At 44.2% G+C, this 21883-nt stretch carries 17 protein-coding genes; 9 read left to right on the top strand and 8 right to left on the bottom strand.

The features are described 5' to 3' along the window. Positions 1-95: 95 nt before the first annotated feature. Positions 96-1373 (top strand): helix-hairpin-helix domain-containing protein, encoded by a 1278-nt coding sequence (locus tag QUB26_RS23680; protein ID WP_333239859.1) that lies wholly within the window; start codon positions 96-98, stop codon positions 1371-1373. An 87-nt stretch (positions 1374-1460) separates the two neighbouring features. Then, positions 1461-2414, top strand: a complete 954-nt coding sequence (locus QUB26_RS23675) for an FTR1 family protein (protein WP_333239862.1) — start codon at positions 1461-1463, stop codon at positions 2412-2414. A gap of 106 nt (positions 2415-2520) precedes the next feature. Here the strand turns inward: QUB26_RS23675 and QUB26_RS23670 are convergent, their stop codons facing one another. The 5 genes from QUB26_RS23670 to QUB26_RS23650 all read right to left on the bottom strand — a co-directional run bounded on the left by QUB26_RS23670 (position 2521) and on the right by QUB26_RS23650 (position 9599). After that, on the bottom strand, positions 2521-3000 hold the full coding sequence (locus QUB26_RS23670; RefSeq protein WP_333239864.1) for a hypothetical protein: 480 nt from the start codon (positions 2998-3000) through the stop codon (positions 2521-2523). Between the two features lie 39 nt (positions 3001-3039). After that, entirely contained in the window at positions 3040-6171 is a 3132-nt protein-coding gene (locus QUB26_RS23665) for an efflux RND transporter permease subunit (protein ID WP_333239866.1), read from the bottom strand. A gap of 112 nt (positions 6172-6283) precedes the next feature. Further along, positions 6284-8119 carry an efflux RND transporter periplasmic adaptor subunit gene (locus tag QUB26_RS23660; protein WP_333239891.1) on the bottom strand — a complete coding sequence of 612 codons (1836 nt, stop codon included), beginning with the start codon at positions 8117-8119 and terminating at the stop codon, positions 6284-6286. A gap of 202 nt (positions 8120-8321) precedes the next feature. Beyond that, positions 8322-8519, bottom strand: coding sequence for a hypothetical protein (locus tag QUB26_RS23655; RefSeq protein ID WP_333239868.1), 198 nt, complete (start codon positions 8517-8519; stop codon positions 8322-8324). A gap of 348 nt (positions 8520-8867) precedes the next feature. Then, positions 8868-9599 (bottom strand): DUF305 domain-containing protein, encoded by a 732-nt coding sequence (locus tag QUB26_RS23650; RefSeq protein ID WP_333239870.1) that lies wholly within the window; start codon positions 9597-9599, stop codon positions 8868-8870. Positions 9600-9921: 322 nt separating this feature from the next. Between QUB26_RS23650 and QUB26_RS23645 the strand changes: the two genes are divergently transcribed. The 4 genes from QUB26_RS23645 to gloA all read left to right on the top strand — a co-directional run bounded on the left by QUB26_RS23645 (position 9922) and on the right by gloA (position 13479). Continuing rightward, a complete protein-coding gene (locus QUB26_RS23645) occupies positions 9922-10116 on the top strand; it encodes a heavy-metal-associated domain-containing protein (RefSeq protein ID WP_333072949.1) in 195 nt (64 codons plus the stop codon). Between the two features lie 36 nt (positions 10117-10152). Continuing rightward, positions 10153-12408, top strand: a complete 2256-nt coding sequence (locus tag QUB26_RS23640) for a heavy metal translocating P-type ATPase (RefSeq protein ID WP_333319969.1) — start codon at positions 10153-10155, stop codon at positions 12406-12408. A 19-nt stretch (positions 12409-12427) separates the two neighbouring features. Beyond that, complete coding sequence (locus QUB26_RS23635; RefSeq protein WP_333239874.1) at positions 12428-12940, top strand: cupredoxin domain-containing protein; 513 nt, start codon at positions 12428-12430, stop codon at positions 12938-12940. A gap of 110 nt (positions 12941-13050) precedes the next feature. After that, complete coding sequence (gene gloA / locus QUB26_RS23630) at positions 13051-13479, top strand: lactoylglutathione lyase (RefSeq protein ID WP_333239876.1); 429 nt, start codon at positions 13051-13053, stop codon at positions 13477-13479. A gap of 111 nt (positions 13480-13590) precedes the next feature. Here gloA and QUB26_RS23625 read toward each other — a convergent pair whose 3' ends face one another. The 3 genes from QUB26_RS23625 to QUB26_RS23615 form a co-directional block, all read right to left on the bottom strand. After that, positions 13591-15366 carry a hypothetical protein gene (locus tag QUB26_RS23625; protein ID WP_333319967.1) on the bottom strand — a complete coding sequence of 592 codons (1776 nt, stop codon included), beginning with the start codon at positions 15364-15366 and terminating at the stop codon, positions 13591-13593. A gap of 281 nt (positions 15367-15647) precedes the next feature. After that, a complete protein-coding gene (locus QUB26_RS23620) occupies positions 15648-16637 on the bottom strand; it encodes a DUF459 domain-containing protein (protein ID WP_333239880.1) in 990 nt (329 codons plus the stop codon). A 5-nt stretch (positions 16638-16642) separates the two neighbouring features. Then, a complete protein-coding gene (locus QUB26_RS23615) occupies positions 16643-18058 on the bottom strand; it encodes an MBOAT family O-acyltransferase (RefSeq protein ID WP_333239881.1) in 1416 nt (471 codons plus the stop codon). A 405-nt stretch (positions 18059-18463) separates the two neighbouring features. Here QUB26_RS23615 and QUB26_RS23610 point away from each other — a divergent pair, with 405 nt between their 5' ends. The 3 genes from QUB26_RS23610 to QUB26_RS23600 are packed head-to-tail and all read left to right on the top strand — an operon-like array spanning position 18464 to position 21734. Beyond that, positions 18464-21415 carry an AAA family ATPase gene (locus QUB26_RS23610; protein WP_333239883.1) on the top strand — a complete coding sequence of 984 codons (2952 nt, stop codon included), beginning with the start codon at positions 18464-18466 and terminating at the stop codon, positions 21413-21415. A 26-nt stretch (positions 21416-21441) separates the two neighbouring features. Further along, complete coding sequence (locus tag QUB26_RS23605) at positions 21442-21582, top strand: hypothetical protein (RefSeq protein ID WP_333302541.1); 141 nt, start codon at positions 21442-21444, stop codon at positions 21580-21582. A gap of 11 nt (positions 21583-21593) precedes the next feature. Beyond that, positions 21594-21734 (top strand): hypothetical protein, encoded by a 141-nt coding sequence (locus QUB26_RS23600; RefSeq protein ID WP_333302543.1) that lies wholly within the window; start codon positions 21594-21596, stop codon positions 21732-21734. Positions 21735-21883 lie beyond the last annotated feature (149 nt).

Raw genomic sequence — 21883 nt, 5'->3', positions numbered from 1 at the left:
GCAAATAGGTAGAATGAATAGCTCGCAAATAATTGAGAATCTTTCTTAATAACTTGTGAGTCCAAATGCACATAACGTAAAAATTAGCAACAGCCATGTTATCAACATTTCGTTTATTACTCACATCTTGCACCATTCTTAAGAACAGGCAAGATGCCTGTTCCACAAACAATGACTTTTCTTGTGGGGTGGGCGTCCCCAAGAACAGGCAAGGTGCCTGTTCCACAAACAATGACTTTTCTTGTGGGGTGGGCGTCCCCAAGAACAGGCAAGATGCCTGTTCCACAAACAATGACTTTTCTTGTGGGGTGGGCGTCTCGCCCGCCCGTAGCAGGGTTGTTGCCAATGTTGCAAGATATCGTTTATTACCCACAGCCACGGCTACAGCCATCCTCGTTGCTCTCGCTGGTTGCGCTTCCCCCACAGCCAGCAACACCGACAGCACAGTCTCACCCGTTGCCACAGCCAGTCCCGCCTCCACAAGCGGTCACAGCGGGAATCACGGCGGCCAAGGCGGCATCAACATCAATACAGCCATTCTTTCAGAGTTAGATAAACTCGAAGCCAAGTTAGGAGTACCGGCACTTTCTAACAAGATTCAAGCCAGCCGCCCTTACGGAAAAGTCGAAGAATTGGTTTCAAAAAATGTCATTACTCAAGCCCAATTCGACCAAATCAAAGACTTGGTAACTATTGAAAATGTGGTGCTGACGGGCGAACCCAGAGATGTAGACTACATGACTAAACTCGGCTTGATGAAAGGGCATCTTATCGTAGCAAAAGAACTCTTGGATCAAGGCAAACCCGACCAAGCCGAACCGCACATCGGCCATCCAGTCGAAGAAATTTATGCCGATGTGGAAGATCAGCTAAACGAGCGTAAAATTCCCGAATTTAAGACTACTTTAATTAAATTGCAGGATTTAGTTAAAGCGGGTGCAAAAGATCCGGCTCAAGTGAAGGCGGAATTTGACACATCAATGCAAGCAGTTGACGGAGCAATTGCCGCCCTTCCCGAAACGCAGCGCAAAGATCCGAAATTCGTGCTGCAAGTGATTAACGGCTTGCTAGATACAGCTAATTCCGAATACGGAGCCGCAGTTGCTAACGGCAAAATTTCCGCAATTATTGAATACCAAGATTCGCGGGGTTTTGTCATGTACGCGGAAATGCTGTACAAAGATATTGCCGAGCAAGTGGCTAAAACTAGCCCCGAAATTGACAAAGCAATTGTTGCCAACATGAATGAACTTAAGACAAATTGGCCAACTGCGATCGCACCCCCCGCCCCAGTTAAAACAACCGAACAAGTCAACCAGCTAGTTAAAAAGATCGAAAGCGACAGCCAAAAAGTTCTCAAACCCGCATCTTAAAAATATCACTCTCATCAAGAGCGGTAATTGGTAAATAATCTGCCAATTACCTCGCTCCTTAACCAGTCCCATTCCCACCATGAAAAAATGAATTTTGGCGAAGCATTGCCCACCTTTGTAATTACTCTCCGCGAAGGAGTCGAAGCCGCCTTAGTTGTCGGCATCGTTCTCGCTTGCCTCAAAAAATCAGGACAAAGTTATTTAAGTCCTTGGGTTTTCGGCGGAGTTGGCGTGGGAATTATTGCCAGCGCTTTGATAGGTGTAATGTTCGGCTGGACAATTCAAATTTTGTCCGCATCCAATCAGCCTTTTGCACCGATTATGGAGTCGCTGCTAGAGGCAACCTTTGGAGTTTTAGCGATCGCAATGCTGAGCTGGATGCTGATTTGGATGACTAAGCAAGCGCGATTTATGAAAGCCGAAGTTGAAGGTGCTGTGAGTGCTGCCTTAACGCAAAATTCTCATGCCGGTTGGGGCGTATTTAGTTTAGTTTTGATTGCCGTTTTACGCGAAGGGTTTGAAACTGTTTTGTTTGTCGTCGCCAAGTTTCAACAAGGCATTATTCCGGCGATCGGGGCTTTGGCGGGCATTCTCTCAGCCACCGCACTGGGTGTCCTGCTGTTTAAATGGGGAATCAAAATTAATATCCGCCTGTTTTTCAAATATATGGGTATTTTTTTGCTATTTATTGTAGCGGGTTTAGTGGTATCTACATTGGGACTTTTTGACAGCGCGGTGAATATTTTATCGCAAACAAATCGCGAGTCAGCCGCGCTGTGTTTCTATTACGAAAGATTTACTAAAATCCACTCTTGCATTCTCGGCCCAATGGTCTGGAATACCTCGAAACTGGTTCCAGAAGACAAGTTTCCCGGTTTGCTGTTGAGTGCGTTGTTTGGCTACACGGAGAAGCTCTATGTCGTGCAGGCGATCGCCTATTTCGTCTTTTTAATTACCGTCGGTGGCATCTACTTCCAAAGTCTGACAGGTCGAGTGTTTTTCCCGTTAAAAAAAAACTCAGGTAACGAAATAGGAAATTAAGTGCGATCGAAACGCGATCGGCTTTTTAGCGGAAATGCAAGAGGCAGTTGTTTGTTGCTAATAATTAATGCGCCCATAAGTTAGAGCGCATTAGGAAATCAGCCATCTATTGATTGAAGGTAAAACGACCGTCAACTTTTTCTCCGTTAATATCCGCAGTCACTTTCACTGGATACTGACCGGGTTCATTGCCGGGAAACAACACAGCGTAATGTTTGCCCTCAGCATCATACTTGAGAGCTAGGGTTTGCTGCTTTCCACTCGGCAACTGCACTTGAGCCGTCACTTTCGCGTTAGCAACTGGTTCCTTTTTCTCTCCTTTTTGCAAAAAAACATCTAAATGAGTTCCGGTAGCTTCTTTGTAAGGTACAAACTCTAAATGGTAAGCTCCAGACTCCACAACTTGCCCCCCTTGAGTTGCTTTTCCAGGAGCAGTGGCGGGAGGCGAAGACGCAGGTTGAGAGGCGACAGGAGGGGATGCTGGAGTGGTATTTGGATCGCTTGCTTGGTTATCGTTACTGCAAGCTCCCAAAAACAGCAATCCGACACTACCTAGAACAATTAAATTTGACTTAAGCGATTTCATTTGTTTGACTCCTTGCTGACTGACAATAATTAGAAAATATCACACATTAGCTACCTTCCCGTCTTCAATAACGGGCTGAGGTTTTTGAGGTCGTAAAAAATGCCCAAATTGAGCATACAAAGCTGGCAAAACTAACAAAGTTAAGGCTGTAGAAGTAAACAATCCACCCAACACCACAACCGCCAGAGGTTGCAAAATTTCTTTGCCTGCGCCTGTACCAACTACCAGGGGAACCATGCCTAAAGCAGAGGTAAAAGCTGTCATCAAAATCGCCACCAATCTTTCCATCGCACCTTCTTTAATTACTTGCTTGAAAGGCATTCCCTTGCTTAGTTTTTGATTGAAATTATCCACCAAAAGCAAACCGTTACGAACCGCTACACCAAATAAGGTGATAAAACCCACAAGTGAAGCTACAGAAATAATGCCACCACCGATCGCAATCGAGAAAATTCCTCCTACTAATGCCAGGGGTAAGTTAATCATAATCATCACCGCACCTGCAAAAGAATGGACAGCAAAGTACATCAGCACCGCAATAATGACTGTTCCTAAGCTACCAAATAGGATTATATTTTGGGTAGCTCGTTCTTCTGATTCAAATTGTCCACCATACTGAATAAAATAACCTGAAGGCAAGATTACCTGCTGTTGTACGTTGGTCTTAATTTCATTAACAACTGAGCGTAAATCTCGTCCTGACACATTCGCAGCCACAACCAATAAACGGGAAACATTTTCACGGTTGATGGTATTAGGGCCAGTACCGTATTCAATTTTTGCGACTTGTGCGAGTGGGATCTTCTGCCCAGAAGGAGTATCAACTAATAAGTTACGAATAGTATCAAGATTACTGCGACTTTCCGGTTTCAACCACACCAATAAATCAAATAACTGCTGTTCTTTAAGGACTTGAGATACTACTTTCCCATTCAAGGCAGTTTCTATAGTTTCTGTAAGACTTCCAATGGTAAGTCCGTAACGTGCAGCCGAAGCTCGCTCAAATTTAATCTGTAACTGACGAATGGGAATTTGTTGTTCTAACTGCAAATCAACAATACCTTTTACCTCGCCCATAGCTGTTTCCACTTCCTTCCCAATCGCTCTTAATTCTGTCAAATCAGGCCCAAAAACTTTCACTGCGATCGCACTTCTCACTCCTGAAAGCACTTCATCCATACGATGCGAAATAAAGCCTCCCACGCTGGTAGCCACACCCGGTAATTTATTAAATTCCTCTCGAATTTTGGCAATACTTTCTTCTCGCTTTTTAATGCCAATATCGCTCAGTTCTACATCCAAATGTCCTAAATTTACCCCTCCGGCATCAGCATCACCGGGCGCACGTCCCGATCGCAATTGTACTGCTGTAAATCGAGGGTCATCTTTGAGAGCATTCTGCATTGAAAGTCCCATATCATTAGTAGCAGACAGGGAACTCCCAGGATAAAGTAACATTGTATTAACTAAAGATCGCTCTTGAAATTCCGGTAAAAATACTCTTCCTAGTGAGGGAAGCACAATTAATGAAGCAATAAAAGCAGCGATGGCTGGCAATAAGATGAATTTCGGACGATTAATTGCCATATTCAAAGCAGGACGATAAAGCCGTTGGCTAAATGCCGACACCCAAGTATCATCCGATGGCAATTGACGATTTGCTAATAAGATAGCGCAAAGAGCAGGGGAAAGAGTCATTGCTACAAAAGTAGAGGCCATAATAGAAACTAAATAAGCCACTCCCATTGGGGTAAATATTCGCCCTTCTACTCCTGTTAAAGAAAAAATTGGCGCAAATACAATAACAATAATTACGGTAGAGAAAATTACACTGGTGCGAACCTCTACCGAAGTGCTATAAACTATTTCAAAATCATCTTTAGGCTTGCCATCTACTTGATTTTTCTGCAATCCCCGATAGCAGTTTTCCATATCCACAATTGAGTCATCCACAACTGAACCAATTGCTACTGCCAATCCCCCAAGAGTCATAGTATTTATGCCTTCCCCAAACCATGATAAAATCAACATTCCTATCAGCACCGACAAGGGAATGGCGCTGAGAGTGATGAGAGTTGTGCGCCAATTCATCAAAAACATCAGCATGATTATTGAAACAATAATGATGCCATCTCGTAGGGAATCGCGCACATTTTCAATAGCAGAATCAATAAAACTTTCTTGGCGAAAAGTTACTTGTACTTTCACATCCTGGGGTAATCCGGCTTGCACTTCCTCCATTGCTTTTTCAACTGCTCTGGTCACAGTTGGAGTATCAATTTGAGGCTGCTTGTTTACCAGTAAAACCACTCCTCTCTCACCATTAACACTACCATCTCCTCTAGCTAGTGCTGCTCCTAATTTTACCTCTGCCACATCGCGTAATTTGATGGGTTTTCCATCCCTAGATATTACTACTGATTCTGCCAATTCTTCAATGGTTTCAATCCGACCTACGCCACGAATAATTTCTTCGCGATCGGGTGTAATCAAAAATCCCCCAGACGCATTGGTATTTGATTGCTGTGCCGCTTTGGTCACATCTTCTAAAGAGATATTAAATGCAGTTAATTTGACTGGATCGACTAAAACTTGATACTCTCTAACATCACCTCCATAGGCAATGACTTGTGATATTCCCTGCACAGCAAGTAATCTGTTAGTGACATCTCGATCGACTAACCGTCGCACTTCCATTAAATCAGTATTTGGCTCCTTTCCTTCTGCTTTTAGGGTGAAGGCATACATTAAAATTGTGGCAATCGGAGAAGATACAGGAGAGATTTGTGGTTCTTCAACACCTTGAGGCAACTTGGATCGGGTTTGCTGTAAACGTTCAGCAACTAATTGTCTCGCTTGATAAATATCTGTATCGGCTTTGAAAATTACTCGAACAACTGAAATACCTACCGCCGAAGAGGAGCGCACGGTTTCTACCCCCGGAGTTCCATTGACTGCGCTCTCAATTGGTAAAGTGATTAAAGACTCTACTTCTTCAGGGGCCAATCCAGAAGCTTCTGTTTGAATTTCTACTTGAGGCGGGGCAAAATTAGGAAAAACATCAAGGGGCATTATAGTTAAATTATAACTACCCAAAAAAGTGACTATTATTGCAGCGATTACAACTAGCCAACGTTGAGCGATCGACCATTTGAGGATTGAGTTGAGCATGAAGTGAAATAGTGGTAATTATTATTTGAGCTACTTTGAAATCAGAATATAAAATTAGGATCAAAAGCGGATTATTCGCCGAAACTATGTTTATTAAAGTTAAGGCTAATGGTCACACTTTATTAGTTCCCACCACTTTCCGATCGCTCTTGCGGCGACCAGCCACAACCCCAACTAAGAAAGCTACAGTACATAAGATTGTTCCTCCTGCTACTCCCGCCAACCATAGAGGCATTGGAAAACTATTAAAACTAGCCTCTATTCCATTTGGAGTTAATGCCGTTTTTTCCTCCGATTCTGAATGTTTACTATCACCTCGCAAAGATTGAGCATAAAGTTGAGGAGCGCGTTGAGTCACTATTAAATCTCCCTCAAATAAACCACTTTTAACCTCTATTAAATCCGCGGAAGTATTACCTAAAGTAACTTCAACTGCTTGAAAAGCATTGCCATTTTGCAGGTAAACCAACTGCTTCCCATTAGCTTCTACAATGGCTGAGGTAGGAATTGCCAGAACTGGTGTTGTAGTTCGACTGGTTAATATTTCTAATTCGGCAAACATATTCGGTTTGAGGACACCATCACTATTATCAATTTCCGCTTTGACAGGAATAGCCCGGTTTTCACCTTCTACCACAGAGCCAATTAAGTTAATTATTCCGGTGAAAGTGCGGTTAGGGAAACTAGCAATTTTTACCATTACTTTTTGACCTGACTGGATTTGATTCAGGTCTTTTTCGTAAATATTTGCTGTGGCAAAAACGCTGCTGTCGTTTAAGATACTCATCAGCGGTTTTTCCGCCGAGTTTACTGATTCTCCGGGGGTGATTTCGCGATCGGCTACCGTCCCCGAAATCGGAGCAACTACGGTAACGAGTCCTCGATCGTTGGCAACAGTTCCTAATTGTTGCAGTCGCGCTTGATAGGCTGCATCAGCCAAGCGAATGCGCGACTGAGCGACTTCGACGGCAGTTTTGCCGCGTTTGAGTTGGTTCTCGGCTTCTAGGACTTCCCGGCGACTCAGAGCTCTGGTAAGTTGAGCTTTTGCGTCTGCTACTCTGCCTTGAGATTCCCGCAATTCCCGCATCGGCAGGTCTACTTCGGCTTGTTTAATTTCGGTTTGGGCTTTGATAACTTCAGGACGGCTTTTTGCCTTAGCAAGAGCGGCTTGTGCTTCGGCGAAGTGGGCTTGCGATTCCAGCATTGTGCGCCGCGCGATCGCCCCTGATGCCACTAATTCTTTGTCGCGATCGAACTGTTCTTTAGCCACTGTCAGTTCAGTTTCTGCCCGCGCTATTTCTGCTTGCGCTATTTCAACTTGACGCTGATAGTTTTCTTGAGCGGCTTGCACCACGGAACGATTATTTACTAATTCTTGTTCTTGCTGGTACTGCTTAGTTACCGCTGCCAATTGGGTTTGGGCTTGGGCGATTTCTGCTGCGGATATTTGACTTTGGCGATCGTAATTTTCTTGAGCTAACTTAAAGTCAGCCTGCGCCTGCTGCAAATCGCCTTCTGCTTCAGCTCGTTTTGCGATCGATTCCACGCGCAATTGCCCTAATTCCGCACTCGATAAAACAGCAACAGGTTGACCTTTTGATACTTTGTCACCCGGTTTGACTAGCAACTCAACCGCTGTGCCGCTGACGGGAGCCCGAACTTCAACTTTTTGGTTGGGTAAAGTCTCAATTTGTCCGGTAGTTTTAATGCCCACAGCCAATCGCTGAGCTTTCACTGACTCAACTTTAATTCCGATCCGCTTCGATGTTTCCGCATCGACAGAAATAGCAGCAGGAGTTTGAGTTGTTTCGCCGCTTTGGTGAAATTCATCTCCGTGTCCCGCGTGTGCCAAAACGACAGCCGGAGAACTTAGCAAAATTAGGCTGAACAAAATTCCAGAAAAGCTGCTAATAATGGCCGGAGATTGAGCATATTTGTGAAATATCATCGTTGGCATTGTCCTTGAAATCAGGTTGAGTGCCACAGGTTTAGCAGTTGGTATTTTGCCAAGGTAAGTAAGTGATACCCATTAAGTAAAGTTACTTATTAGCATTTTCCAAGAAGCGACCGCTAAGCAATGACCAAGAGCTAGAAATGCTCTACTCAACCTAGTATTTCAGGGTCAAATGAAATTAGGATGAAATTTCGCCTCAGCAGCCCAGATGCCCACCAGATTCTAAAATATGAAGATAAGTTTTGCCTAATGACAAGCGATTATGCTGTAGATTTTTTTCAGGTTTTTTTATCTCTGCTGGCGCTGCAATTTCTTTTGTCAATGCGCTCAGTAGCTCATCTACGGCTGCATTTGACTTATAAGTGGTGTTTAATTCCAAGCTATTCAATATCATACACTACCCTCTCTATCCATATAGCTTTTTACTGACTTACCTACTACTTTAGAGGTAGAGATGAGCAATTGTCTACAGTATTCTTACGTAAGTTTCTACTACTTTAGAGGTAGGGCGGCTCCATTATCTACAGTATGTGTAGGTACTCTCAAGAAACTGAGGTGGAGTCAGACAAATGCTGACAGCCACAGTCGAGCTATATTACTTTGTCTACCAAGGTTGTCGCCACTTTTTCCTTTGTTCAATTACTTGCTTTTGTGAAGCAAGTATTTTCGGAACTCTTGAGCTACTGTGATTAATGTCACTCATTTTCTGGAGTTGGGTCACGTTTTGTTGATGTGAGCTAAATTACTGTTTGTACCAAGCTTGCCGCCACTGTTTCATTTGCTCAATTTCTTGCTTTTGCGAAGTCAGAATTTCTTGAGCTAATTTCTTCATTTCCGGCCGTTTCGACTTCTTCAAAACATCTTCAGCCATCACTAAAGCTCCTTCGTGGTGAGGAATCATCGCATTGATAAATCGCAAGTCAAATTGGTCGTCAGCGGCCCCTAAATCCATGCTCATCATCATGCTTTGCATTTGTTCGGGAGTCATTGCCATCATGTGACCCATGGGAGCGTGATAAGCCATCGGCGTACTGCTGGCTTTGGGATACCAAGTTTTTCGCCACTCTTTCATTTGATTTATTTCGCGGTTTTGAGCAGCAATTATATCAGTGGCAAGTTTTTTCATTTCCGGGCGTTTGGATTGTTTAAGCACATCTTGAGCCATGTTTACAGCACCTTGATGGTGTACTGTCATGCCATCAATAAATCGCAAATCGTAGTCGGCATCAGCAGGGCCTAAATCCATTGACATATCGTGATTCATGCCATGATTCATGCCATGATTCATGCCACCCATCCCACCGCCTTGTACCACGTCTTGCTTGTTGTTTGCTTCGGTTGCAGCCGTAACATTTGGGGCGGGAGTTTCACTGGAAGGGGCATTTGAACAAGCTGCAAGCACTCCACTGGTTAAAGCGGCTGTGGCGGTCAACGTCAGCGCTGCAAAGCCTGTTTTCAATGAAATTGGTTTCATAGAGCTTATATCCTTAAACTGGCCATTTCTCTTCAGTTTTTCACATATAAATGAAATTAGGATGAAATTTTTGCTGCAAACTTGTAAAGAATTATTTCTGTGCCGTCGATCGCACTCAAAGTTAAGATTTACAGAACTCACTTGAACCTAATTATGTAGGGTACACAGTCCGCGCCTTACCCCTATGGGTAGGGTGTCAAACCACTTTTTTCATAATTCCTGATTTATTTTGCAATTCCCCTTGACTCTCCAGTGTACTGGAGACTTTACAATGGAGTTAATTCATTTATTGAGCAGAATAGTTTCTGCTGAGGTTCAAATTATGACTTTACAGCTAAAAGTTCCTAAGATGGCTTGTTCTGCTTGTGCGACTACAATCACAAAAGCAGTCCAAGCTATTGACTCAGCCTCAACGGTTGAGGCCGATCTCAAGACAAAATTGGTCACGATTCAAACCGCTAAGTCAGAAAGTGAAGTTAGGAAAGCGATCGCATCTGCTGGCTATCCAACTATTTAAAGACAAAGGGTAAATGTCTCATTGAGGAGGGCATCTATGGACAATCTCACACTTAAATTGCGGGGCATGAGTTGTGCTTCTTGTGCTTCATCTATCGAACAAGCAATCCAATCTGTTCCCGGCGTAATTGAGTGTCATGTCAATTTTGGGATGGAACAAGCAACCATCCAATACGACTCCAAGCAAACCGAGTTAGAAACAATTCAATCTGCTGTTGATGATGCGGGATACGAAGCTTTGCCGCTTCAAGAAATGGCGGGACCAGAGGATGATTCCGAACAAGCCGATCGCAAATCTGAATCTCAAACCTTGCAGCGGAAACTCTGGACAGCAGGTATCATCAGCATCCTGCTAGTGGTGGGTTCTATTCCAGCGATGACCGGCTTGCACCTGCCATTTATTCCCGCATGGCTGCACAATTATTGGCTGCAATTAGTCCTGACATCCCCCGTACAATTTTGGTGCGGGAAATCGTTTTATGTGGGAGCTTGGAAATCCCTAAAACGGCGGGTGGCGACAATGGATACTCTGATTGCCTTGGGTACAAGTGCTGCTTACTTTTATTCTGTATTTGTGACATTTTTCCCAGGTTTATTCACAGCCCAAGGTTTAAATTCTGGCGTTTACTACGAAGTTGCCGCCAGCGTTATTGCCTTAATTTTGTTGGGGAAAACCATAGAAAATCGGGCGAAGGGAGAGACTTCCGAAGCCATTCGCAAACTCATGGGTTTGCAAGCAAAAACTGCTCGAATAATTCGCAACGGGGAAGAGTTGGAAGTGCCGATCGCCCAAGTGGAAATTGGCGACATCGTGCAGGTGCGGCCGGGAGAGCAAATCCCCGTAGATGGAGAGGTAATTGAGGGGGCTTCGACGGTAGACGAAGCAATGGTTACGGGAGAAAGTTTGGCTGTCAAAAAGCAGCTTGGCGACGAAGTTATCGGAGCCACAATTAATAAAACTGGCAGCTTCAAGTTTCGGGCGACAAGAGTTGGCAAAGATACATTTTTAGCTCAAATTGTCAAGATGGTGCAGGACGCACAGGGGTCAAAAGCACCGATCCAAAAGTTAGCAGACCAAGTGACTGGTTGGTTTGTTCCTGTAGTAATTGCCGTCGCTTTAGCTACTTTCATTATCTGGTTTAACGCGACGGGAAACTTCACTCTAGCCACAGTGACAATGGTGGAAGTGCTGATTATTGCCTGTCCCTGTGCTTTGGGTTTGGCGACTCCGACTGCTGTGATGGTGGGAACTGGGAAAGGTGCAGAAAATGGGATTTTAATTAAAGGAGCCGAGAGTTTAGAATTGGCTCATAAAATCCAAATTATCGTGTTAGATAAAACTGGAACTCTTACTGAAGGCAAGCCGACTGTAACTGATTTTGTGACAATTAAAGGAACGGAGAATAGCAATGAGTTAAAGTTGCTGCAATTGGCGGCGTCTGTAGAGCGAAATTCGGAGCATCCTTTGGGGGAAGCTGTTGTTAGATACGCTCAATCTCAAGAGGTTAATTTGACGGATGTTAAGGATTTTGAGGCGATCGCCGGGAGTGGCGTGCGCGGGGTTGTAGGCGGAAAGTCGATCGCCCTGGGAACGCTGAGGTGGATGCAGGAACTAGGCTGCGATACTGAATATCTGGAACTGCGCGCGAGAGCTTTGGAAGCTGCGAGCAAAACGGTTGTTTGGATGGCTGTAGCAGGCAAAATAGAGGCAATTCTGGGCATTGCTGATGCCCTCAAACCATCGTCCGCGCAGGCGGTTAAAGCACTTCAAAAACTCGGTTTAGAGGTGGCGATGTTGACTGGGGATAATCGCGCGACTGCGGAGTCGATCGCCCAATCCGTGGGCATTACTCGCGTTTTTGCCGAAGTTAGACCCGACCAAAAAGCAGCTCAAATTCAAGCCCTGCAACGGGGAGGAAAAATTGTCGCGATGGTGGGAGACGGGATTAACGATGCACCAGCTTTGGCCTTAGCAGACGTGGGAATTGCGATCGGCACCGGCACCGATGTGGCGATCGCCGCCAGCGACATTACCTTAATTTCAGGCGATTTGCAAGGCATAGTTACAGCAATTAAACTTTCCCGCGCCACCATGCGGAACATCCGCGAAAATCTGTTTTTTGCGTTTATTTACAACATCGCTGGAATCCCGATCGCGGCGGGCATTTTGTACCCCATTTTTGGCTGGCTGCTAAATCCAATTATCGCCGGTGCAGCAATGGCTTTCAGTTCAGTCTCTGTAGTTACTAATGCTTTGCGATTGCGGAATTTTCACGCCAAATCTAGTGCATAAATTTGGAGGAATTAGAAAAATGTTACAGCCTAGTCAAATTTGGGGAAGTCTCGCGAGTTTAGGACTTGTGATAGGAATTGCATCGGGAGTTCAAGCTTCAGAAATGTCCGTCCAGCATTCTACTTCAACGACTCAATTCCGCAGCATTGAACAGCCACTAGGTTTAAAAGTTGGCGTCACAATAGGTGGTTTGACATTAATAGGTTTAGAATTGTGGTGGTTTTTGTTCAGTAAATCTAAAGGGCAGCAAGCTGAATCTATTCAGGGTATACAAGAGTTGAATATTACTGTAGACGGGGGTTATGATCCTGCCACTGTAGTTGTGAAAGCAGGTCAATTAGTCAGGCTCAATTTCTTGAGGCGCGACCCCAACAGTTGTCTTGAAAAAGTGTTGTTACCAGATTTTCACATTGTGCGAGAATTGCCTCTAAATCAGGTAACGGCTGTTGAATTCACCCCTCAAAAACCTGGACGATACCTATTTACTTGCGGCATGAATATGTTTCGGGGTGTGGTGGAAGTACAAAGCTAAATCAAATAGACAGTTGTCAACCTGCGGCAATTGCGACGGTTGAGGCGCGAGTTTTTTCAGCAATAAATCGCTAAAATAGATTAAAGCTTAAAAAATTTGGAGTGAGCTAAATGCAACTACTACACACGATGCTCCGAGTCGGCAACCTGGAAGAGTCCCTCAAATTTTACACTGAGGTTCTGGGCATGAAATTGCTGCGGCAAAAGGACTATCCAGACGGTAAATTTACTCTGGCTTTTGTGGGCTACGGCGATGAATCCGACACTACAGTTTTGGAATTAACATACAACTGGGGCGTCGAACAGTACAATTTAGGGGATGCTTACGGTCATATTGCGATCGGCGTTGACGACATTTACGGTACTTGCGAAGAAATCAAAGCTCGTGGCGGTAAAGTTAGTCGGGAACCCGGCCCGATGAAGCACGGTTCAACAGTCATCGCTTTTGTGCAAGACCCAGATGGATATAAAGTTGAATTAATTCAACTGGAAAATCAAGGTAGCAACACTCAGAAAGTAGCAGCAACAACCGCATCTTAGAGTTCGTCCTCTAGTCCTGGTAGGGTGCGTCAGAAACAATTTTTTTGAGTTAAGTTGAAACTCTTTCTCTGACGCACCCTACTGAGGGGATTTAGGGGGTTTTTAACACTTTTAATGCGATCGCACCGACGGTACAAACTGCTGCAAATATATTTTTTGCCACAAGACAGAAAAACTGCTCCCTATTTGGCTTAAGCTATCAAATTTAGGAATTAATTTAGATTCTCGGCGCTTGTCTAAAGCAGCGATCGCCGAAAAAAATATAGCTAATACTAACAAAAATACCAGCATTACACTAAATAAAATATTCCAACAAACTAGAAATTCGCTTGTGTAGCTGACGGTAAACAGCGAGTTAATCACTGAATCCGATAAATACAAGAGCAGCCCTACTGAAAACCACACCCCGAACAATACCCATGTCCATTTAAAGATATCTGTTGCAGTCTTGTGATTTTTAGACACAGAAAGTTCTAAATCTCTAATTAGGCTGTTAATTTTGGATGTGACTTCATACAAAGTATATTGCAAAGAATCTCTGAGAGAATTTAGCTCGTTGTCGAGGTTTATGCACTGCTCGGATGTGCTTTTGTCAAAACTGAGATTTTGGAGTTTATTGCGGTGCACAGACAGTTTATGACCTAGGGTGTAATCCCATTTTTGCAGCCGCTCTATAGTCAAATACAAAAGTTCCCTATTTGCATCTAACAAGCTCTGGCAATCTACGATCGACTTAACTAACTTGCTGAGATTGTTGATCTGCTCATCTACAGTATTTTGGTATTCCTTTTGTTTAGCTGACAACAAACTTGCGAGTTCGACATCCCGCTCGCCGCACAGCGCCAAAGCCTCACAATACAAGTCGTCAATTTCCATTTTACCGAAATACAGTGACGCTTTGTACTCCTCAATTTCGGGAAGAGTCAGGGATTGTAAAGGCTTATATTTTACCTGAAATTTATATAGGATCGCTGTCAGAATCTGCGCCGATTTTTGCTCCAGCTTGTCTTTGTAGGGTGCTAAAATAATGGCAGCTAGATTTTTGACTTTCGCTTCCGGGTGGTGCAGGAAATCAAAAATTTTGGCAATTATTTGGGAGAATTCTAAGTCATTAAAATTCTTTTCCGCAACTTCCAAAAAGTTTGTTACCGCTGCATCGTTGTCGGCCTTCAATTTGTACGGGCCCCTAAGTGCGATCGCAGCAAATACTCGATCGATCCAAAACAGATATTCCTCGCAATCCATTGGCAGGCTCGGCAGCAGCCAGCTAGGGCCGTACACCCAAAAATCGAGACAATTCTCATATTCCTTACCGCTGTCATTTCTGCTGCTGTCGTCCAAAGCAAATTTGTTGCTTGCTAATAGTTGAATTTGCTCTTCTACAACCAGCCGCTCAATTTCCCCTGCATTGATTGTGGAATTGACAGCACCTTCCTTGCCTTGTTGTTGGCCTACTTCATCCAACCACATTGACTTAATACTAACAGCAGCAGACCACCGAATTAAAGGAGTCGAGCCCCCTCGTGCTTCCTGTTCTAACGCCGCCAGCAGATTTTTGTTAAAATTACTTGCTCTAGCCGTTCTCTCACTTGATATCAGCCCCTCTCGCACCTTCCCCAATGCTTGAATTGCCAAAGCGCGAAACAGCAAATTCGGATGCGGTTTTCTGACGGATTCCGGTATATTTTCTCTGAATATTCCGCTGTTGGGTACGCCCAAAACTTCAGCAAAAGGCTCGATGCCGCACTGTTGCAGGATTTTTTCAACTAGGTTTATTCTTTGCCAAGGTTGAGTATATTTAGTGAGAGTGAAGATTAGCGCTGTGCCACTGCACCCCATTGACTCAGGGATGTTAGTGCGATCGAGTTTCCACATATTGCTCGTCATAATTTGTCGCCATGACAATTGCTAGATATGGAGGCCGTTGTTGGATGCTGAATTCAGCATTACATTTACTGTGGCTTTTTGTCAATATTAGTCCTGGACGCATAGGGAGTTATAAACCCGGTTTCATGAGTAAATTTATTATAACTCAATCCTAGATTTTCCCTATAAACCTAGTTGATCGAGACCAATGTGCGTCCCAAACTAAATATATTATCTTGCATTAATCGGTGAAATGTCAAAAAATTTGGTTGAGTTGAGTCACAAAAACCAACCTACTCTCGTCATTTCTTGGTCGGAGCTTTTAAGATTTTGTCGCTCACCATTTTGTCAACGATTAAGTCGCTGATAATTTGAGCTCCGTGGGAGGTAAAGTGCAAGCCGTCATTATTTTTTACATAGCCTCGCTTACCCGATTTATTAGCAACTACTGGAACAAATTTTCCGCCTTGTCCAAATGTCTCCCAAGTAGAAATAAATTCGATTTTTGATGAAGATTTACTGGCAGTCTTATAAATATTGTTCATGATGGGAAAAGCTTTGAGATAGGAAGATTTGTTGGGCATCGATTGACCGACCCAATACACTTTTCTCACGGATGACGAATCCAGTAAATTGGCATATTTTTCAACTCTTTCTTGATAAGTTTTTTGCCATTCTTTGCTCATAACAGCCCGGGCTTTTCCTTGAGAATCTATAATATTTTGACGGTCATTGGCTCCAAACAAAACTATCACTACATCCGGCTGGTAATTATTAAGATTTTGTCTAGTTCTGGCATACCAGTCATAATAATCTATCCGATTTAATCCAGTCGAGACCTTGTAGTCTATTTTGGTATCGGCGATATTGTATTTTTTCTTAAGAGTGTACTGGAGTTGAATTCCTAAGTCGAACATTACGGAATCTCCAATAAATAAAAATCTGCGATAAGGTATGGTCAGTTTGGGTTTAGCTGGGGTTGTTTTTTTCCCTTGAGTTGGTTTTTTAGCAGTGGCAGGCTTAGGGGGTTGAACGGCAGTTTTTGTTTCGGTTTGGACAGGAGGAAGTTCTGATTCTTTGGGGAGGTTATCGAAGTTGATATCTTTAATTTTGCTCCAAAAATCTTGTTCGGATTTTCGGAAACCGTCTATTTTTATCTGGCGCGCGGCTTGTTTAATTTCTGGACTTGCGAAAGGAGTTGAAGCAAAGCTTTTGAGAAATAATGATAAGTTTGAAAAGATTAAAGTGAGAATTACAGAAGTAACAATCAGCAAAATTTCCCGGTCTTTCATATGTCTTAGAAATTAAAGTAAATAAAAGGCGGAACGGTACTCGGCCCCAACATCAAGATAGTATAGACGAGCAGCGAAACTAAGACAACCCGGAAGAAAATGTTTTTTAATGACAATACGGTTTGCAATAGTTGGGAGATGCGATCGCCCCACAAGTTGAGCGCGCCAATGACTGCAATTACTAAATACAATTGCCAGAAGTTAAATTGAAAAGTTGCGACGACAGGATGGATAATTCCTTCAAAAAAGCTCACCGCAGTTTCCCAGTTGGGAGTGCCAAAAAATACCCAGCTACAAGTAACAAAAGTAAATGTTAACAACCAACTGCAAAATTTAGCAAATCTGGGAAAGGCATAGTCTAATTTAAAGTGGATAGCTTGGGGGATATCTTTACATAAATGGTTGACAATTAATCCTAAACCGTGAATTGCTCCCCAGAAAATAAAGTTTAAACCTGCGCCGTGCCACAATCCACCGATCGCCATTGTCATCAGTAGATTTACGTACTTCCTCAACTTGCCGTATTTGTTGCCGCCAAAGGGAAAGTAAACGTAATCCCTCAGCCACTCGGAAAGACTGATGTGCCACCTTTTCCAAAATTCTTGCAGGCTGAGCGATCGGTATGGCATATTAAAATTGGCAATGGGTTTGAAACCCAGCAAACAGGAGATGCCGTTGGCTAAATCCGAGTAGCCGCTGAAATCTACGTAAATCAAACAGGAATAGGAAATTGCCGCGAGGATTAAATCGATGCTGCTGTACTGCTGCGGGACTTTGAATGGCAAGTCAGTGAAGTTAAACAAAAAGCTCGATAAAGTATATTTTTTGAAGAGTCCAGACAAAATCAAAACTATAACTTCTTCAATTTTATAGTCGTATTTTTCCGGTGAATTTAGCTGCCAGTAAAATTCGCGAGCTCGCGAGATTGGCCCGGAGGCAATTTGCGGAAAATAGGTAATGTAGGCGGCATAGTCTACAAAATTCGGACAAGGGATTTTTTGCTGGTAGCAGTCGATTAAATGGGAAATTATTCTAAAAGTGTAGAAAGACACGCCGACGGGGGCGATTATTTGCAAAACTGGAAAGTCGGCGGGAATTTGTAGCTGATTCAGTACCTCAAATAAGGAAGTTACAAAGAAGTTGTAATATTTAAAGATGCCGAGATAGCCAATGTTGAAAATTAGACCGGAGATTAAAGCAAATTTTTTATATTTACTCTTGCAGAGCACCCGGAGAATGATATAATTGTAGACTGTAGAGAAAATCAGGAGCAAGAGAAAGTCAAAACTCCAAAAGGAATAAAATAATAAACTGGAAACTAACAAGACAATTTTATACAAATCGACTTGGGGTTTCACAGAGACGATCAGGCTAAAAATAACTAGGAAAAATACTAAAAATTGGTAAGTGGGAAATAGCATAAATCTCAGCCGATAAAAAATCTTGTTTCTGGCAATATTTTTATAAGTACGGCCAGCGAACCTATCCCGAAGGAAATCGCCCTAGTCGGTCTGAACTCATATGTTGCACCATTGTCAGTTAGCCTTTTATGAACAGGCAAGATGCCTGTTCCACAAGAAAATTTATCTTTTGTGGAACGGGCATCTTGCCCGTTCTGGAGAATCGCGCAAGATGTGAGTCTCACCGCAGCAAATTTCGGGGTGGATTACGGACTGTAAGCTTTTTCAATCTTGTCAATTATTTCACAACTTCCGCCTTAGTTAACCGCACTCATAAATTCATAATCCTGTTTAAAGATTATGATGGTTATGAGACGATGTATTAACTGATAACAACAGGAATCCCCTTGATTGCGAGGAACCAACGTGCAGCCAACAGACCCTAGCAAATTTACAGATCAAGCCTGGGAAGCCATTGTCAAATCCCAGGATGTAGCCCGCCGCTTTGCCAATCAGCAGCTAGAGGTTGAACATTTAGCCATCGCCCTTCTCGAACAGCTTGGCTTAGCAAACACCATTCTCAGCTTGGCTGGGGTAGATGCCACCCGCTTGGCCCAGCAGTTAGATGCTTTTGCCAAACGACAGCCCAGAGTGGCTAACGCTGACCAACTATACCTCGGTCGCGGCTTAGAAGTGATGTTAGATGTTGCCGAGGCCACCAGGGCGACTTGGCAAGATAATTTTATCGCCGTTGAACATTTATTAATTGGCTTAGTAGAAGACGAACGAGTCGGCCGCAGGTTGCTGACAAAAGGCGACGGCCCGCCTGGTCGCCCCGGTTACGATCGCAAACCCCCAGCAGGTACACTCGATCGACCAAAACTCGAAGAAGCCATCAAATCTTTCCGCGCCACTGCTAAAGCCCAAGAAAAAAATTCCGAAACCGGGAAAGGCAGCCGCAGCAACGCTAAAGCCCAAGATCAAGATGGCGAAGCTAACTCCGACGCCCTCAGCAAGTACGGCCGCGATTTGACAGAAGCCGCCAAAGCCGGCAAACTCGACCCAGTAATCGGCCGCGACGAGGAAATCCGCCGCGTGGTACAAGTTCTTTCCCGCCGCCAAAAAAACAATCCGGTGTTAATTGGCGATCCCGGAGTCGGAAAAACTGCGATCGCCGAAGGTTTAGCCCAGCGAATTGTCAACGGCGACGTACCGGAATCTTTGAAAAATCGCCAGCTATTTAGCCTCGACATGGGCAGTTTAATTGCTGGGGCAAAATTCCGGGGCGAATTTGAAGAACGATTGCGGTCTGTATTGCGGGAAGTCATCGATTCTGACGGGCAAATTGTCTTATTTATTGACGAATTGCACACCGTTGTTGGCACTGGCGGCGGTGGCAGTTCCGGTTCGGGAATGGATGCGGGAAATTTGTTAAAACCCATGTTGGCGAGAGGCGAATTGCGCTGCATCGGCGCAACAACTCTCGACGAATTCCGCAAGAATATTGAAAAAGATCCTGCCTTGGAACGCCGCTTTCAACAAGTATTTGTCGGCGAACCCAGCGTGGAAGATACTGTTTCGATTTTGCGCGGATTGAAAGACCGTTACGAACGCCACCACGGGGTAAAAATTACTGATTCGGCCCTGGTAGCTGCTGCAACTTTGTCTTTTCGCTATATTTCCGATCGCTTTTTGCCGGATAAGGCGATCGACCTGGTAGATGAAGCGGCCGCCCACTTGAAAATGGAGATTACCTCTAAACCTGTGGAATTGGAAGGCATTGACCGCAGGGTGATGCAGTTGGAAATGGAAAAATTGTCGATCGAAGGCGAAGGAAAAGGTGCTCTCGCCCCTGGGCTCGGCTTCCGCGTCGAACGCATCACATCGGAGATTGACATCTTAAAAGTCAAGCAGGAAAAATTGTCCTCTCAGTGGTTGGGCGAAAAGCAGTTGTTGGATGCAATCAATAAATTGAAAGCAGAAGAAGACCAATTGCGAGTGCAAATCGAACAAGCAGAAAGGGCTTACGATTTGAATAAAGCCGCACAGTTAAAGTATGGGAAATTGGAAACTGCTGTGCGCGATCGCGAAGCGAAAGAAGCGGAACTTTTGAAACAGCAAGCTCAAGGTTCTTCCCTGCTGCGGGAAAAAGTTACTGAGGGCGATATTGCGGAAATTGTCGCCAAATGGACGGGCATTCCGGTTAACCGATTGTTGGAATCAGAACGCCAAAAATTGCTGCAATTGGAAAAACACTTGCACCAAAAAGTCATCGGTCAAGAGGAAGCTGTAACAGCCGTGGCGGCGGCAATTCGGCGCGCTAGGGCGGGTATGAAAGATCCGGGGAGGCCGATCGGCTCTTTCTTGTTTATGGGCCCCACAGGCGTCGGTAAAACTGAGTTAGCGCGGGCGTTGGCGGAGTTTTTGTTTGACAGCGATGATGCGATGATCCGCATCGATATGTCGGAATACATGGAGAAGCAAAACGTTTCCCGGTTGGTAGGAGCTCCTCCCGGATATGTCGGTTACGATGAAGGGGGACAACTTTCCGAAGCAGTGCGGAGACATCCTTATTCGGTAGTGCTGTTTGACGAAGTTGAAAAGGCGCACCCCGATATATTTAACATTTTGTTGCAAGTGTTGGATGACGGCAGAATTACCGATTCTCAAGGTCGAGTGGTTGACTTTAAAAATACCGTAATTGTGATGACCAGCAATATCGGCAGCGACCACATTTTAGACGTGTTTACTAAGAAGGAAAAAACCGTCAAAAAACCTGCTAGTCGGAAGCAGGAAACGAAAGATTTGTCAAGTCAAAAGACAGATTATAAAGTGGCGGCCGATGGTACTGTTGAGGTGTCGGCCCAGCGAGTTGATGTTGATACTGTAACTAAGAGTGAAAACAAGACTGAAAACAAGAGCGAAAATGAAAATTTATTGACTCAAGAACGGGAGACAGACCAAGAGTACGAACAGATGTTAAAACGGGTGATGACAGCGCTGCGATCGCACTTCCGGCCGGAATTTCTTCAGCGGGTGGACGAGACAATTTTGTTCCACACTTTGAGCAAGGTCGAACTGCGGCAAATTGTCAGTATCCAAGTGAAGCGGATCGAGCGTTTGTTGGCCGAGCAAAAAATCACTTTGGAACTGTCGGATGCGGCGAAAAACCATATCACAGATGTCGGTTACGACCCGGTTTACGGCGCTCGTCCCTTGAAACGCGCTATCCAGCGGGAGTTGGAAAACCCGCTGGCTAACAAGATTCTGGAAAATGCGTTTGTGGAGGGTGATACAATTGCGATCGACTGTGAAAATAACTCTTTGCAATTTCGCAAAAAAGAGTCTCGTCCGGCGCTAGCAGGTAACAGTTTGTAGTTGCCGAATAGTTAGGAACAGGCAAGATGCCTGTTCCACAAATAATCCATTTTCTTGTGGAACAGGCATCCTGCCTGTTATTGAAAATTAGCAACAGGCAAGATGCCTGTTCCACAAATAATAAGTCTTCTTGTGGAACAGGCATCTTGCCTGTTATTGAAAGTTAGGAACAGGCAAGATGCCTGTTCCACAAATAATAAGTCTTCTTGTGGAACAGGCCTCCTGCCTGTTATTGAAAATTAGCAACAGGCAAGATGCCTGTTCCACAAATAATAAGTCTTCTTGTGGAACAGGCCTCCTGCCTGTTATTGAAAGTTAGCAACAGGCAAGATGCCTGTTCCACACACAATCAATTCTCTTGTGGAACAGGCATCCTGCCTGTTATTGAAAATTAGCAACAGGCAAGATGCCTGTTCCACACACAATCAATTCTCTTGTGGAACAGGCATCCTGCCTGTTATTGAAAAT

The organism is Microcoleus sp. B4-C1, from assembly GCF_036705285.1.
Classification (GTDB): Bacteria; Cyanobacteriota; Cyanobacteriia; order Cyanobacteriales; family Microcoleaceae; genus Microcoleus.
Note: the sequence above shows the minus strand (reverse complement) of the source record. Positions and strands in the feature narration are given on the sequence as shown.

What these genes read in the sequence shown, in the direction of transcription:
- QUB26_RS23675 (WP_333239862.1), top strand. Translation starts at nt 1,461, where the DNA reads ATGAATTTTGGCGAAGCATTGCCCACCTTTGTAATTACTCTCCGCGAA.
- QUB26_RS23680 (WP_333239859.1), top strand. Translation starts at nt 96, where the DNA reads ATGTTATCAACATTTCGTTTATTACTCACATCTTGCACCATTCTTAAG.
- QUB26_RS23670 (WP_333239864.1), bottom strand. Translation starts at nt 3,000, where the DNA reads ATGAAATCGCTTAAGTCAAATTTAATTGTTCTAGGTAGTGTCGGATTG.
- QUB26_RS23635 (WP_333239874.1), top strand. Translation starts at nt 12,428, where the DNA reads ATGTTACAGCCTAGTCAAATTTGGGGAAGTCTCGCGAGTTTAGGACTT.
- QUB26_RS23650 (WP_333239870.1), bottom strand. Translation starts at nt 9,599, where the DNA reads ATGAAACCAATTTCATTGAAAACAGGCTTTGCAGCGCTGACGTTGACC.
- QUB26_RS23600 (WP_333302543.1), top strand. Translation starts at nt 21,594, where the DNA reads ATGCCTGTTCCACAAATAATAAGTCTTCTTGTGGAACAGGCCTCCTGC.
- QUB26_RS23615 (WP_333239881.1), bottom strand. Translation starts at nt 18,058, where the DNA reads ATGCTATTTCCCACTTACCAATTTTTAGTATTTTTCCTAGTTATTTTT.
- QUB26_RS23660 (WP_333239891.1), bottom strand. Translation starts at nt 8,119, where the DNA reads ATGATATTTCACAAATATGCTCAATCTCCGGCCATTATTAGCAGCTTT.
- QUB26_RS23645 (WP_333072949.1), top strand. Translation starts at nt 9,922, where the DNA reads ATGACTTTACAGCTAAAAGTTCCTAAGATGGCTTGTTCTGCTTGTGCG.
- gloA (WP_333239876.1), top strand. Translation starts at nt 13,051, where the DNA reads ATGCAACTACTACACACGATGCTCCGAGTCGGCAACCTGGAAGAGTCC.
- QUB26_RS23655 (WP_333239868.1), bottom strand. Translation starts at nt 8,519, where the DNA reads ATGATATTGAATAGCTTGGAATTAAACACCACTTATAAGTCAAATGCA.
- QUB26_RS23620 (WP_333239880.1), bottom strand. Translation starts at nt 16,637, where the DNA reads ATGAAAGACCGGGAAATTTTGCTGATTGTTACTTCTGTAATTCTCACT.
- QUB26_RS23640 (WP_333319969.1), top strand. Translation starts at nt 10,153, where the DNA reads ATGGACAATCTCACACTTAAATTGCGGGGCATGAGTTGTGCTTCTTGT.
- QUB26_RS23665 (WP_333239866.1), bottom strand. Translation starts at nt 6,171, where the DNA reads ATGCTCAACTCAATCCTCAAATGGTCGATCGCTCAACGTTGGCTAGTT.
- QUB26_RS23605 (WP_333302541.1), top strand. Translation starts at nt 21,442, where the DNA reads ATGCCTGTTCCACAAATAATCCATTTTCTTGTGGAACAGGCATCCTGC.
- QUB26_RS23625 (WP_333319967.1), bottom strand. Translation starts at nt 15,366, where the DNA reads ATGACGAGCAATATGTGGAAACTCGATCGCACTAACATCCCTGAGTCA.